15 protein-coding genes are annotated in these 12,832 nt (G+C 41.9%); 11 read left to right on the top strand and 4 right to left on the bottom strand.

Features of this window, described 5'->3' with window-relative positions:
- Positions 1-316: 316 nt before the first annotated feature.
- From ABF638_RS33955 to ABF638_RS33945, 3 genes are all read right to left on the bottom strand, one after another.
- Positions 317-1,501: an ARPP-2 domain-containing protein gene (locus tag ABF638_RS33955; protein WP_435027205.1), complete on the bottom strand. Its 1,185-nt coding sequence runs from the start codon at positions 1,499-1,501 to the stop codon at positions 317-319.
- A 9-nt stretch (positions 1,502-1,510) separates the two neighbouring features.
- Positions 1,511-2,983, bottom strand: coding sequence for a hypothetical protein (locus ABF638_RS33950; protein WP_435027204.1), 1,473 nt, complete (start codon positions 2,981-2,983; stop codon positions 1,511-1,513).
- A gap of 260 nt (positions 2,984-3,243) precedes the next feature.
- Entirely contained in the window at positions 3,244-3,366 is a 123-nt protein-coding gene (locus ABF638_RS33945) for a hypothetical protein (protein WP_435027203.1), read from the bottom strand.
- A gap of 166 nt (positions 3,367-3,532) precedes the next feature.
- On the opposite strand from ABF638_RS33945, the gene ABF638_RS33940 reads away from it, so the two are divergent.
- The 3 genes from ABF638_RS33940 (at position 3,533) to ABF638_RS33930 (ending at position 5,705) form a co-directional block, all read left to right on the top strand.
- Positions 3,533-3,826: a helix-turn-helix transcriptional regulator gene (locus ABF638_RS33940; protein ID WP_322661655.1), complete on the top strand. Its 294-nt coding sequence runs from the start codon at positions 3,533-3,535 to the stop codon at positions 3,824-3,826.
- Positions 3,827-4,147: 321 nt separating this feature from the next.
- On the top strand, positions 4,148-5,047 hold the full coding sequence (locus ABF638_RS33935) for a hypothetical protein (RefSeq protein WP_435027202.1): 900 nt from the start codon (positions 4,148-4,150) through the stop codon (positions 5,045-5,047).
- Between the two features lie 103 nt (positions 5,048-5,150).
- Entirely contained in the window at positions 5,151-5,705 is a 555-nt protein-coding gene (locus ABF638_RS33930; RefSeq protein ID WP_435027201.1) for a hypothetical protein, read from the top strand.
- A 22-nt stretch (positions 5,706-5,727) separates the two neighbouring features.
- Here the strand turns inward: ABF638_RS33930 and ABF638_RS33925 are convergent, their stop codons facing one another.
- The gene (locus ABF638_RS33925) at positions 5,728-6,843 is read right to left on the bottom strand and encodes a transposase (protein ID WP_435027200.1); all 1,116 of its coding nucleotides are present in this window, start codon (positions 6,841-6,843) and stop codon (positions 5,728-5,730) included.
- A 428-nt stretch (positions 6,844-7,271) separates the two neighbouring features.
- Between ABF638_RS33925 and ABF638_RS33920 the strand changes: the two genes are divergently transcribed.
- From ABF638_RS33920 to ABF638_RS33885, 8 genes are all read left to right on the top strand, one after another.
- A complete protein-coding gene (locus tag ABF638_RS33920) occupies positions 7,272-7,562 on the top strand; it encodes a hypothetical protein (protein ID WP_323233873.1) in 291 nt (96 codons plus the stop codon).
- Between the two features lie 60 nt (positions 7,563-7,622).
- Positions 7,623-7,892: a hypothetical protein gene (locus ABF638_RS33915; protein ID WP_104902079.1), complete on the top strand. Its 270-nt coding sequence runs from the start codon at positions 7,623-7,625 to the stop codon at positions 7,890-7,892.
- Between the two features lie 157 nt (positions 7,893-8,049).
- Complete coding sequence (locus ABF638_RS33910) at positions 8,050-9,123, top strand: hypothetical protein (RefSeq protein WP_435027199.1); 1,074 nt, start codon at positions 8,050-8,052, stop codon at positions 9,121-9,123.
- A gap of 129 nt (positions 9,124-9,252) precedes the next feature.
- The gene (locus ABF638_RS33905) at positions 9,253-9,702 is read left to right on the top strand and encodes a DUF1257 domain-containing protein (RefSeq protein WP_435027198.1); all 450 of its coding nucleotides are present in this window, start codon (positions 9,253-9,255) and stop codon (positions 9,700-9,702) included.
- 2 nt (positions 9,703-9,704) lie between these two features.
- A complete protein-coding gene (locus ABF638_RS33900; RefSeq protein ID WP_435027197.1) occupies positions 9,705-9,917 on the top strand; it encodes a DUF2997 domain-containing protein in 213 nt (70 codons plus the stop codon).
- A gap of 90 nt (positions 9,918-10,007) precedes the next feature.
- Positions 10,008-11,630, top strand: coding sequence for an AAA family ATPase (locus ABF638_RS33895; RefSeq protein ID WP_435027196.1), 1,623 nt, complete (start codon positions 10,008-10,010; stop codon positions 11,628-11,630).
- Positions 11,631-11,755: 125 nt separating this feature from the next.
- Positions 11,756-12,103, top strand: a complete 348-nt coding sequence (locus ABF638_RS33890; protein ID WP_435027195.1) for a hypothetical protein — start codon at positions 11,756-11,758, stop codon at positions 12,101-12,103.
- A 13-nt stretch (positions 12,104-12,116) separates the two neighbouring features.
- Positions 12,117-12,677 carry a WGR domain-containing protein gene (locus ABF638_RS33885; RefSeq protein WP_435027194.1) on the top strand — a complete coding sequence of 187 codons (561 nt, stop codon included), beginning with the start codon at positions 12,117-12,119 and terminating at the stop codon, positions 12,675-12,677.
- Positions 12,678-12,832 lie beyond the last annotated feature (155 nt).

Here is a 12,832-nt window from a genome sequence, read left to right as displayed (position 1 = left end):
GTATTGATGTCCTTACTTTTGAGCAACATCCTCTCCCTTAATTCACATAAGGCGTCCATTATTAACTGTCATCTGCTCGAAAATACCAATTCTCATACTCTTAGTTTAATCTGGCTTTAACATCCTCCCCGCACCTTGGTTGCCAATAACAATATTTCGCCTTCTACTTTTACATACTCAGTGTGCAATGTGTTGATTTAAGCTAGTCGAAGGTTATTGAAGTCGAACTCCGCTAAATTTGCTCTAGCAGTTGTAGTCCATCGCCTAAGAGCAATTGATGTAGTTTCTTCAAATTAATCAGGATAATATACCTGTATCATCTTTTTCCCTTGATTTTTTTCAGTGCTGCAAGTCGTACTTCTGCATTAAGCAAATAACCAAAACCCACCTTCTCTAAACGCAGCACAAATTCCTCTCGTGTATTGCCCAATTTACTAGCTGTAGCATCCAAATTCCAATTATGCTCTGCTAACTGACTCAGCAAATAAACTCGGCGAGTCTGCATTCCTGATAAGCGATAAGTCTTTAAATACTCCAATTCACCATTCTCTCGAATAATTGCTTCCCCAATATGATTTTCTTCGTTGGGGTTGAGGTCAGTAATAAATCGTTGTAACATGAACGAACCAGCAGTATAGACTTTTTGAGAAATTAATTTGCGTCCTAACAGTCCCTCTGCCATGAAACCCTGAAACGATGCCCAATCTGAACGCATATTTTGTACTGCTGCTCTCAAAGCTTTTAAATCATTGATTTTTGACTCATCTAAAGATACACTCATTGGAAAAGTAGTATCGTGCAGTAAAGCGTATTGGTACAATAACTCACCATAGAAATCTTCTAACAAGCTATTGTGCAAAAGTCGATAGTCCTCTGGGGTCGGTACTACAAAAGCTGATGCTAATGCCTCAGCAACAAATACTAATACCCCAACCTGTCGAGAGTGAATTTCAAATACCCGCAAAGCATCTTCAAGTCCAGCAATATAACGTCCACTAAAAGAGCTTTCCATTCGGCTACCCAGCCCATGAGAAAGGGCATACTTAGAATATTCACTCCAGGCGATATCGGGGCCAGAGAAAAACATTGATAAAAAGCCTTCCATTGCCAAGTGAAGTGGCAAAAATCTCAGTTGATTACTAGATTCCCGCTTCACCATCCGGTGCATCAACCGGACACTGGCGCAACCATAGTTTAGCTGTTTACCATCTGTTTTAAAAAGCTGTCCTCCAAAAGCCCCTACAGGGCTGCCGTCATCAGTCCAGGACAACACTAGCCCGTGAGGAACATAGGAAAAATATTTCATTCCTGGTGCTGTCATTTCTCCTGCTAAGGAAACAACTGCTAAATCTTCATCGTAGCTACGACGCAGCAAGCGCAAGTCATTACGTACTTGATGGCGCAATAATGGCACAATCCGCACTGCTCCCCGTATTTGAGAAGGAGCAATTTCTAGTCCTTTGAGTGATATGTCTGCTAAGAGATTGCTTTTGGATGCCATAATTGCCGCTCAAGATTTATCAGTCCTGGGTTTAGGAGTTTTTATTGCTGTATCACTTAACATTTGCTTGACTCGCTCTGCTAAATATGATTCCAATTCGGCTAAAGATGCAGAGCCTTCAGCAAATCGAGCAAAGCCCAACATGGTAGGTAAATCTTCTGCATCCCGTAATCCTACTGTGGGGATTGTGGGGCTAAGGGGGTGTAAAGAAAAGTCATTGGCATTGTAAACAGGATTGCAATGAATAATCGAAGTTTTTTGTTTTGGGTCTAAACGATTACGATATACACGTAGAATTTCTGATGCTCCACTGGGAGGGTCGTTTTCCCAACCATCGGTGACAAGTACTATTAAATCTGCGCCCCATTCCAAAGCATCAAGTAGGGGAGTAGCGAGGTCTGTTTGTCTACGAGCTAGAATCAGCAGTGGATCGCTGGTTGATGCTGTCCAAAAAGCTTGGTATTCCTGGGATGCTGCTTTTAGTAAGTAATGAGTAGCTAAGGCTACCCCTAAAGGACGACGATGTTTTTCGGCTGAACCGGAACTGGAGTAGCTGCAATCTAGAACTGCGGCTACTCGTCCTAGTTTTAGAGGTGATTTTCTTAATGTGAAGGCAGCAGATTTCTCTAATGCTTGGTTTAAAATATCCCACTGCTGTTTGCGAGTATCCAATGGCAAGGATAGAATATACAGCGCCAAACGAGTTAGGGGGAGACGACCTAAATTAATGTCGATTTCTACTTCTGTGCGGTTGGCTGAACTTTGAAAGCGCAATTTTTCATTCAAAGTCATTTGCTCTTGAATACGGGATAAAAAGACTTCTCGTTTAATTCCGTGTTTTGCTGCTAAACCTTCGGCAACTGTAAAGGGTAGTTGATAAACTGCTTGAGCGCTATAGTGTGCTTGGCGAAATGTCTCGAATAATTCTGTTTGATAAACTTGCTGTTTCCATTTCCCAAAGAGAAAATTACCTAATTCTCCTGGTAGGGTGAGGTGAGCATGGGAAGCGATCGCTCGAAATTTCGAGCGATATTTCACAGCATCAAAGTTGATGTCACGTTTTTGCTGGAGATAATCACGAGCGATCGCTCTGCTACGACGATTATTAATACTTCTTTTCCGCAATTGTTGCAATACTTCCCAACCTCGTTGTGGTGGTAGGGCTGTTAATGCTGCGGCAATTAATGCACCTTCTTCTTGTCGATGTTCAGGGGGTGTATGTTTTCCTGTTGCTAGTAATTTGAGGATAATCTGCGCTTGGTTGAAGTGGTTAATCCCTGCTGCCAATGTCCGGGTGTAGAGTAAACGGTAATTACCTAAAATATAGTCGTGCAAAAAGTCAATAGATACGCGCTGCCCGTAACCATCACCATAGAATTCACGCTGTCCTGTGCAGGAGAGGCAAGCATTAATGAACATGACTAAATCTTCCCTTGCCACTTGCTGATGTTGGTTCGCCCGATTAATGTCCGTTTTTGACATAGTGGCTTTTTTGAAGGGGGTACTGTTCGGGGAATGACGACACGACAAGCTAGGATAGCGTTACAGGCTAGGTTCGGAAGTCGCACCAAAGTCCCGCAAACAGTATTAACGACTATTTTAAGTTCTAGATGAGAAAATAGCTAGAAAAATTCGACTTAAATTTTACTCAGTATACTGAGTCTTTAAGCCGACTGCCAAAAGGGATCGCAAACTAATTCAACGAACCAAAACTGAAGTGCCACCGGGAAAAGTAGCCGCAGCTAACCCGGAGTGGCGGCAAGTAAACTTCTAACGCTGGAGCCACCTCGGAGATCCCGATGACCAAACCAAGTCTGAAAACTGGTTGCTAAAAACTTTAATCGTTCCAGAATCAAGACGTTCACACAAAGGCACTGCCCCGATCAGCAATCGATCGCTTTTACTTTTGCCGTGCTTCAAACTAAGTTAGTGAAAGGTATTACTATTTATCACTAACTAAGTTATTGTATTATGGCTGAGAAGTCAAGTGGCGATAATAGAAAAGATTACATAGAAGAAGAACTATTAATTATGTCAAAAACTCTTATCGCTAGCGTCTGGTGGACTAAAGAGATGGGAGAGCGATTAAAAATACTTAGAGGTGAAGAGTCAATGGCTTCGCTGGCTAAACGGGCTGGGTGTTCTTACCAGTCAATACAGCACTTGGAGCGCGGAGAATATACAGTTGATGAACGTAAAGGACTCAAACCTACTGTTTCTTGGGAAAAGCTAGAAGCAATATGCAAGGCTCTTGATATATCTGTAGAAGATTTTTTACAAGTTCAGTTAGTGAAAAATCCTAAAAAGGTGATTCAAACTGGTTGACAATCACTAACGCCGTCAGTGATAATAAAAGTATGAAACGGGCGCTCCTCCTAAAAATACAAAAAGCGCTTCTACTGAACCTTGAAAAAAACAGAACAGAACAATATCCCCAGGTAACAGATGCAGTGGATAGTCAAAGCTGCTGAAGGTAGATAAGGATTGCGGGAGTTCTTAATAAAAATTACCAACAGGATGAAGACTAGCGAATGATGTTATTGAAACTCACCTGTCGCCTGACGCGCTGTGTATCCTGCTTGGTAGCTCCGGTCACTGGCTAGGAGCAAAAGAATATTAGGCTTCGCCAATTCTAGATTGAGAGTGTTGTGGCAAGCCACAACATCAATTACTACACAAATCAAAAGGCGATCGCTGGCTCTGGAAAAGTTGCGATCGCCTTTTTACCCCAAACAAGAGGTATTTCCAATGATGACACAAACTTCAGCCACTGCGCCAACAAAAGATCCGTTGACCACACAGGATCGCCAAATCATTGCAACCATCGTCAATCAATCGGACTATTCAAAAGAGTGCAAGCCCGAAGATGTAGTAACTATCTGGATCAACAGTAATGATATTGTGTGGGTAAAAATGACCCACGGTTATGCTCGATACCATAAACAATCTTTCAAACGCGCTGTTGCAGAGGTTAAAGCGAGTCTTTCTGCTCCAGTAGAGCGCAATCATAAGGAAGATGAGGAATTGAAACAAGCTTCTGAGAAAATTGGCTTGTTAGGTGATTGTGATTGGCTATCGTTGAGTGTCCAATACCATTCTGATAAGATAATCGGTCACGCTGGTTGTTATATCTCTCACAAGGCTCGAATATTAACCCCACCGGCTGAATGGGATTTTACACTGCCGAAGTGGAATATGCCTGCTGCCATTTGTCCTGATTGTGGTGGTCATGGGTGCGGTAACTGCTCGTATCGCGGGACTCGTGCAGAAGACTTGTGCGAACCAGTAGACGGCTATCGACTGACCTATGTAGGACGCACTGACCTTCAGACGGCTCACAACGTATATCTAGATGGTAAGTTCTTGGGAATTGTCTTCAAGGTCAGAAACGCTGATGAAGTCTGGGAAAACGACCCCAAGACCTACTACTGGCGCTGTGGCGATGGAGTGCAATATTGGAGTGTGAAAGAGGCTGTAGAGGTTCTATCCACGGCAACTGCTCCGATTAAACTGCCACAAGTTTGTCAGGAGTTAGTAGCGGCGTAAAAAAAATCAGTAGGCGTGACCGAAATCTTCATCGGTTGCGCCTGCTTTTTTAAGAAGTCAACGGCTTCGCCAATGCGAAAGTGAGATGTGTTGGTATTGAACAATGAACCCTCAAGAAAATTCTGATTTACTTGCTGCCTTAATGCGTCAAGAGGAACTACTCAAGCAGTTAGTCGCAGCAATCAATAAACCGAAACTGGGATTGCACTCTGAAGCTGGCAGTTGTAAAATCTACTGCAATCGTCAGCACGGAGGATTGTGGTACACACTCAATGGTGAACCAAGTGATGTCCCTCAAACTGCCTTAACTGGATATCTTAAAGAACTACGTTTTGAGAATACAGAACGCCGCAAAAAAGAAACCTGCAAGTTGCTGATAACTATTCAAGCAGACCGGACGTATATTTTAGAATCAGGCTACGACACGCATTTCTCAAAGTGCATACTTGCGGCGATCGCAACTTTGACCCCAGAACAATTGTATTCTCCCATTACACTACAGCCTACTCCGGGGACGACAGATGAAAATGTGTTGTTCTGTCGGGTATGGGTAGAGTCGGAATTAGTGATGGCATCCTACAACGAGCAAAGCAATTGGCGAGAGGTTAGTAAACAGGCTTTAGCTGTAACAAAAGCTGCGAATGAAATGGTGCTTTAACTTGTTGTAAACAGGGCTTGACTCATATCTTGCACCTGGAAATAGTAATGTCAATTCCATGACTAAGTGCTAGGGGTCGAAGCCGTTCAATACTTAGTAGCAATAAAGACAAGACTAAATGAGGTAAAAAAGTAGATAGTGCAAGAAAAGCAGCTTGACCCCAGTCCAAAGAATCAGGTAAACAGGATGAAAGATACGTCCAATATGCTAATAAATAGGCAGTAATGGATAAGACTAACCAACGATAAATTCCTAAAAGAGTACCTTGTCCAAATCTATCTAAACCAAAGCGATGTTTAGCAGTTTTAAACCAACCTTCAATTTTCCAACGACGTTTACCCCACCATGAAATAGTACTAGCTTTAAGAGGCTGTGTAGAGATAACATATCGTTTAACAAATTGACCATTATCACGTTTGAAATAATACCATGAAAGGGTAACAGGAAAGTCTAATCCAACGAGTTGAACTTGTTGCCCTCGACGATGTAAAAGTTTAACTGGATAACCATTAACCAACTTGCGATTGCAACCAATACCAACGACAGCATGATATTTGAGTTTCCGAATACCGTTGATAAAATCCTTAGTTCCAAAAGCTGTATCAGCAAGAATTTTCACCTGAAATTTTGTGGTCAAATCTTTTGGTAAGTTACGCACCATTCGTAATGCCATTTGGGCTGGACTCGCTGTACCTTTGCCTCTCCAGACACGAAAATTCCAAGGGATACGCCATTGTCCAACTACTAAGTACAAAACTACTATATGCAAGCCTCGTTTGCCGTTATAAACGGTTATTAGATTCTTAAATGCTTTAAATTGACCACATTTTTCTAAAGTTGTCAGGTCAATTATTACTTGTAGAAATGCTTTTCTTCCCAATGGACAATGACTGTTAATTTGCTCAATTGCCTGTTGGCGAACATGACGAATTAGCTTGCGAGTAGGCCATTTATAGGTATTTAGAAATCTGCTTAAGGCACTTTCAGATTTGGATTTGCTGTAATGTGGCAAAGGTTTTCCATCTGCTGCCAGAAATAGCCCTAACATTGCTTCCAAGTTGTCTCGTTGATAACGGCTAGGCATCAATGCCAGAATCGTATACATTAGGGTATGGGCGTGGGCAAGAATGATTTCCATATTTCTTGCTGTTATTTATGTTTTCTACGCCCTTTTTTCTCATTTTTTACGAACATATAAAAATATCTCTATGCAGATGACATTATTCCTGTTTTTGTATATGTCACTCGTAAATATGCTGTTATTAAATGTAGTTTAGTTTACCAATATAGGAAGTAGAGTCCCCATTTATGGATGTTACTTTTATTTTCTTGTTCTTGGTTAATACTGATTGTTTTTATCAGGTGCAAGATATGAGTTGAGAGACTGTAGTTATAAGTAACTCAAGCTTTGTCTACAGCTAATAAAGAAGGGAAAGGGGAAAAGGGGAAGGGGAAAAGGTAAAAACCTTGCTTTTCTAAGGATGATTTAATTCATGAATCCCTTTCCCTTTCCCCTTTAACCTTTCCCCCTCTTTTTGTTGTTCAACTATTCACAACTAATCACAGATGACTATTACAATTGTTCACCCCAGCATCGAAAATCTGCAATTATTTTCTGAATTCTTTGACCTGGAAAAATTTTTGCAATCTGAGGGAATTCTGCCGTGGCTTTTAGCGAATGGCTGGAACTATGACAATGAATCTTGTTTGATTGCAAACATTATTGATGAGTCTACAAGCCTTGATGAAGTTTGGGACTCCAAAGAGTTTGATTTTAATGTTCTGTCAGATGAATCAAAGGAAAAATTGAATCAGATTATCCGTGAAAAACTCTACAGTCAGATTCAATCAGTCTAACTGTAGAGAAAAATCGATTCCACTAAAGATTATCACACACTCTACTTGAATACTAATCAGATGGAAACAAATTTGATTAAAGTGTATGATGCGACACTGTTAAGCTCATCAAAAGTTTACCAAATTAATGGTACACATTGTCGATATTTGGGAGATGAGGGTAGCATCCAACATCCACAGTATCTATTTCTCCCTCTGCCAAATCAAAGAAAAAAAGCCAGCTTTCGGCTAAATCGAAACAAACTTATGACTCGCTGTTATGAAGTCGAAGGCATGACTTATAACAAGCCTGTGGTACAGGATAATTCGCAGCAACTTCAGCTATTTTAAGCCATGTCCATACATAAACCACCAGTCATTAAAAGACATATTCGCCTACAGAATAGCTCTAAAAAAGTAATCTATAGGGCTACTACAGACATTCAAATAGTCACAAAGAAAGCTTCGCTGAATTGAAAGTGAAAAATAGTGATTGAGGTGAATAATCATGGTACAAGCAATTGACAATCCTGTTGCTGCAAATTTTCTAACTGATGCAGTAGTCGAGCGCCACAATTTCTCACAGTTAAATAAAACTCGCATTAGATTTCGCATTCAGCTAAAGAAAAGTACAAAATCTGCTGCTCCTAAATGGGCAGATGTCTTAAAAGCTGAAGTTTCTGAAATTGAATCAGACCTTGTGAAAGTCACAAATTCCGAAGTCGGTTTGCGAGGTATTAAGGTATTCAAGAAGTTGGATGAAGCTGCTGCCCAATTGAGGCAAGAGATTGCTTCAGTTCAAGAGTGGATGTCTGCTGATACTGGTGATTGGGTTTGTCCGATTGATTTAGCTCCCTTGGTATGGAATCAGTTAATCAACATTAGGGATAATATCGCCCCTGGTTTACGTAATCAATTAAAAGCTGATTACGAAGGGGGACTTCTTGATTATCAGGAACGGATTGATCAGTTCCTCTCACTTAATACTTGGGAATTAGCACAGGATAAGCAAGAATCAGTTAAAGCCAACTTGTTAAGAGCATTTCCGACTCTGACCGATCTCGAAGACTATTTGCAAGTCGTGATTGGTCGTCCGGTGATCATCCCGGCATTGTCCGAACAACTCAATCAGCAACAAGCCGAATGTCTTGACCAGATTACCAAGTTCATCCAACAGTATGACCAAAATCTGGAGCAAAGGCTACGGGAATCTGCTCTAGCTGGCGGTGAACAACTTGCCGCACAGTTGCTTGAAGAATTGAGCGACTGGGAGCCAGGACGCAAGCCAATCCAGTTTAAAAAGAAGATGCAACGCCATCTTATGAAGGTTCAGGTACTACTAGCGAATGCTGACCCGGAGGCAGGCAGTAGCTTGGAGGCGATGATGGCGCACTTAGATTCTATCGTTAACGATCCAGCGATTGAGTCTAAGAATCTTGGTTCTGATACGCGCAGTCAACTACAGCAAAAGATGCAAGAGATTCGCGCCAAGTTGTTGGATGAACAACGCAATCTACAGCAGCTAGCGACTGACGATGTGGGCTTATCGAAAGCTACAGTGATGTCGTTCAAGTTCAGGTAAAAAATAGTCTTGGGCGAGGGTGTATTCGCTCAAGACTAATGGATTTAATACGTAGTTTCCAGAATAACTCAAAAAGGATATCGCACCCGTACTATTTCTTAAACCAATTTGAAAGCCTTGGAGCTAAAAATGTCACATTTCTCAACCGTTAAAACCAAGCTTGCTAACCGTGAATGCCTGGTACAAGCTTTACAAGATTTGAAACTGAATCCGCAAGTTCACGAAACAGCACAGCCACTAAAAGGATACTACGGTGGCTCTCAAGGACAAAGCGCTGAAATCATCGTATCTGGTCGCACCATAAAAGCCCGTGCAGACATCGGGTTCAAATGGAACATCTCAAGCGGCGTGTACGAGGTAATACACGATAGTTATGAAACAGTTCCTAAGCTGGGACAAGACTTTTTCAGTAATAAACTAATGCTGGCTTATGGTAAGCATTTGGTTCGTGTCAAAGCTGCCGAGTTACAAGAAAAATTTGGTGAATGTGCGATCGCTGAATCAACTAGCGGAAGTGTGCAAACCCTACGCCTAACTTTTGCCGGACATCAAGAAGTTCAACAGTACGTGAGGAGATAATTATGGAACGTTCAATACTGATTCATTTCGACAGCGCTACAGGTGAAGTTCGTGTGGAGGCTGAGGGGTTCGAGGGGCTGAGTTGTTTATCGGCTACACAACCGTTTGAATCCGCATTGGGAGTTGTGAGCGAGAGCGATCGCATTTACAAGGACGAAGCCCAAACCCAACAACTTCGGACTACCCTAAGCAATCAAACACGTTTGCGTCAGTAATCAGTCATCAGTTACCAGTCTTAACTCGGCTGGTAACTGCTGATCATAAAGGCTTCGCCATTTCACAAATGAAATATTTGAATAATTGACATGAAATTCTCAAATCTTCTCTCCACACTCGATTCACAAATTCCTATTGCTGCGGTTGATGTTCTGTCTCCTGATGAAGCAACGATTATTCAGTGGTTGACTACAGAGGCATCTAACAAGCTATCAAGTCCAGTATTTTTCTGGAATCTGGGAGTATCAACCTTAGAGCAATGTTTAATCGCAGCAGATGGGGGATTGGTCTTTAAGCCAGTTGCAGAGTATAAGAAACCACCACAGGCTGATCCATTGTTATATGTGTTTGATTACATTGCTAACTTCACTGGGAATGGTGTATTTATCCTCGGAGATATTCACCCCTTTATTGCTAAGAACTCACCCCAATTATCATGGGAGATTTTAAGCAAGGTAAAAAACCTTTACCACAGGTTAAAACCCACAGATAAACGCATTGTATTACTGGGTCAGAACATACAATTACACGAATCCTTAGTCAGATTGATTCCTTATTGTGAAGTTCCTTTACCTAGTATTGACCAAATACTTGAACATATCAATTCTTATTTGCATGACCTACAACAGTCAGCTATTGAACAGGAATTGACTTTCACTATTTCCCTTAATAAAAGTGAAATTGAATCTCTTTCTCGTGCTGCCCTGGGTTTAACCCTGGAGGAGATTAGTGATTTCCTTCGGTTAACAGTCAAAGAAAACTTAACTAATGATGGTGTCGTTGTCGGCGCTGATTTCATCCCCAAAGCCGTCGAGTACAAAACTCGGCTACTGTCTCAAATGGGTATCGAGTTGGGTAAACCTGCGATAATCCCCTTTGGCGGTTTGGATCTACTGCGCGAGTGGCTGATGAGGCGGCGGCGGCTGTTCACGCAAGAGGCGCGAAGTCTCTCGTTACCCCAACCAAAAGGTGTATTGCTGGCTGGCCCACCCGGAACAGGAAAATCTCACTGTGCCAAAAACATCGCTAGCATACTTAATCTACCACTTCTGCAACTCGATATTGCGTCCCTTCTAGGTTCACTAGTTGGCGAATCCGAAGGTAATGTTAAACGCGCACTGAAAACAGCATCCGCGATCGCACCTTGTGTCTTGTTTATTGATGAGGTGGAAAAGGCGCTTTCAGGTCAGGGCGATACTTCAGGTGTTAGTCAAAGGATTCTTGGAACTTTGCTTACGTTCATGAGTGAGTGTACTGCTGGGGTATTTATTGTAGCTACTTGCAATGATCCATCAGCACTACCAAGTGAGTTTAAGCGCAAAGGTAGGTTTGATGAGGCTTTCTTTGTTGATCTGCCGACCTCACCAGAACGAATCCAGATTCTGGGGATTCATCTACAACGCTTTGGTATTCACCTGGAATCAGAGTACCTCGAAGCGATCGCTGCCAACACTGCAAAGTTTTCAGGAGCAGAACTGGAAACCCTTGCTTCGGAAGCTGCTCTGCTGGCATTCGATGAGGGTAGACCGCAGCAGGTAACACTTGCTGACCTCGAAACCTGTCGTCAAACCATTACCCCACTTGCAATTCAGGATGCGGCGGCGGTTGAAAAAATGCAAGCATGGGCATCCACTGCACGACGAGCTAGTAGTCCTGTGGTTGCAGCGAAAACTCAGTCTTTGCGTGCTGCTAAGTTTCGGAATATGAACTGATGAGAAACCGATTGCCTCCTGATTCTATGGGGGCGATCGCCACCGATTCATAGCGGGTACGCTATTGCTCTTTCTTTTAGTAATTGATAGCTAGCTAATTAACATAGTTAATAAGGCGAAGAAACATGACAACAGACTTAGTTACTTATTACGGGCAGACTCCAACCATTGACCAACTGGTTGAGAATTATGGCGCATATTTGGAGAAATTAGACAGAAAAACAAAATTGTTGCTTCGGACGGTGTTAACAAATTATGTATTTATGCGAGAAAGGCATGAGCCGAGCAGTTACACACTAATAGAAGCTTCTAGGGATGCACTTTTTGTCACATTTCTTGGTATGGATACGCCACAACTTTTGGTAGATATTTGCTCACAATTAAATGGATTAACAACACACGAAGCGGAAACAATACTTGAAGCACTACAACATCAAATTAGATGGGGCAATGCCCAGAAGTTAGCGAGTTGACTAGGTTAAAAACATGGAAATCTATTTAGTTTTTGTTGATGCTATCCAGAACAGCAATAAATTCTGGGCGGCCATTGTCGAAGATGGTAATTTAACAGTGCAGTGGGGCAGAGTCGGCTATCAAGCACAGACTAAAATCCACACATTAGGTAATCATCAAAGAGCCATTACTAAATTTCATAATCTAGTAGCAGAAAAGAAAGCCAAAGGCTACAGCGAAAGTCAGCCAGAGATTGATGCTAGCCGTAGTGTTGTAGACATTAGACGAGCTATTCAATTGTTGAATATTATCCGTCCGGCTGTTGCTCTCCAGAATTTTGGTGATACCTACATATCTGCTCTTAATGAATATCTGAAAATTGTTCCAACACCTTTAGGGATGCAGATAGATTATCACAGAGTTTACCGCACAGTAGCAGATATTGACTATCAGCAAGAATTACTCAATTCTTTGTTAACGACACCTGCACCACAAGTTGCTGCGGTGACTGTTGGTCATGCCCCTGAAGCGACAGCAGAACCCAAGGTAGTCAGTCTCAAGACTATCAGTAAGAACTTCTGGCGACATTTGTAAATTAGCTTGTCGTAAAGTACTGGAGTTTAGACTAAGCCATGCAAAAAGACCCAGCAGGGCTGAGTTAATCAGAGACTTAGCAAAAGTATGAATAATCTTAGGTAAGTAATCAAACAAAATTAATTACACAAATCAATATACAATATGATCTAGGA

The organism is Nostoc sp. CALU 1950, assembly GCF_051172895.1.
GTDB lineage: Bacteria > Cyanobacteriota > Cyanobacteriia > Cyanobacteriales > Nostocaceae > Nostoc > Nostoc edaphicum_A.
The sequence above is the reverse complement of the archived record's forward strand: the minus strand, read 5'-3'. Positions and strand labels throughout refer to the sequence as shown.

Bases quoted from the DNA above. Each gene is read 5' to 3' on its own strand.
- ABF638_RS33905 (WP_435027198.1), top strand. From the start codon at position 9,253: ATGTCACATTTCTCAACCGTTAAAACCAAGCTTGCTAACCGTGAATGC.
- ABF638_RS33950 (WP_435027204.1), bottom strand. From the start codon at position 2,983: ATGTCAAAAACGGACATTAATCGGGCGAACCAACATCAGCAAGTGGCA.
- ABF638_RS33930 (WP_435027201.1), top strand. From the start codon at position 5,151: ATGAACCCTCAAGAAAATTCTGATTTACTTGCTGCCTTAATGCGTCAA.
- ABF638_RS33940 (WP_322661655.1), top strand. From the start codon at position 3,533: ATGTCAAAAACTCTTATCGCTAGCGTCTGGTGGACTAAAGAGATGGGA.
- ABF638_RS33895 (WP_435027196.1), top strand. From the start codon at position 10,008: ATGAAATTCTCAAATCTTCTCTCCACACTCGATTCACAAATTCCTATT.
- ABF638_RS33910 (WP_435027199.1), top strand. From the start codon at position 8,050: ATGGTACAAGCAATTGACAATCCTGTTGCTGCAAATTTTCTAACTGAT.
- ABF638_RS33885 (WP_435027194.1), top strand. From the start codon at position 12,117: ATGGAAATCTATTTAGTTTTTGTTGATGCTATCCAGAACAGCAATAAA.
- ABF638_RS33890 (WP_435027195.1), top strand. From the start codon at position 11,756: ATGACAACAGACTTAGTTACTTATTACGGGCAGACTCCAACCATTGAC.
- ABF638_RS33925 (WP_435027200.1), bottom strand. From the start codon at position 6,843: ATGGAAATCATTCTTGCCCACGCCCATACCCTAATGTATACGATTCTG.
- ABF638_RS33900 (WP_435027197.1), top strand. From the start codon at position 9,705: ATGGAACGTTCAATACTGATTCATTTCGACAGCGCTACAGGTGAAGTT.
- ABF638_RS33920 (WP_323233873.1), top strand. From the start codon at position 7,272: ATGACTATTACAATTGTTCACCCCAGCATCGAAAATCTGCAATTATTT.
- ABF638_RS33955 (WP_435027205.1), bottom strand. From the start codon at position 1,501: ATGGCATCCAAAAGCAATCTCTTAGCAGACATATCACTCAAAGGACTA.
- ABF638_RS33915 (WP_104902079.1), top strand. From the start codon at position 7,623: ATGGAAACAAATTTGATTAAAGTGTATGATGCGACACTGTTAAGCTCA.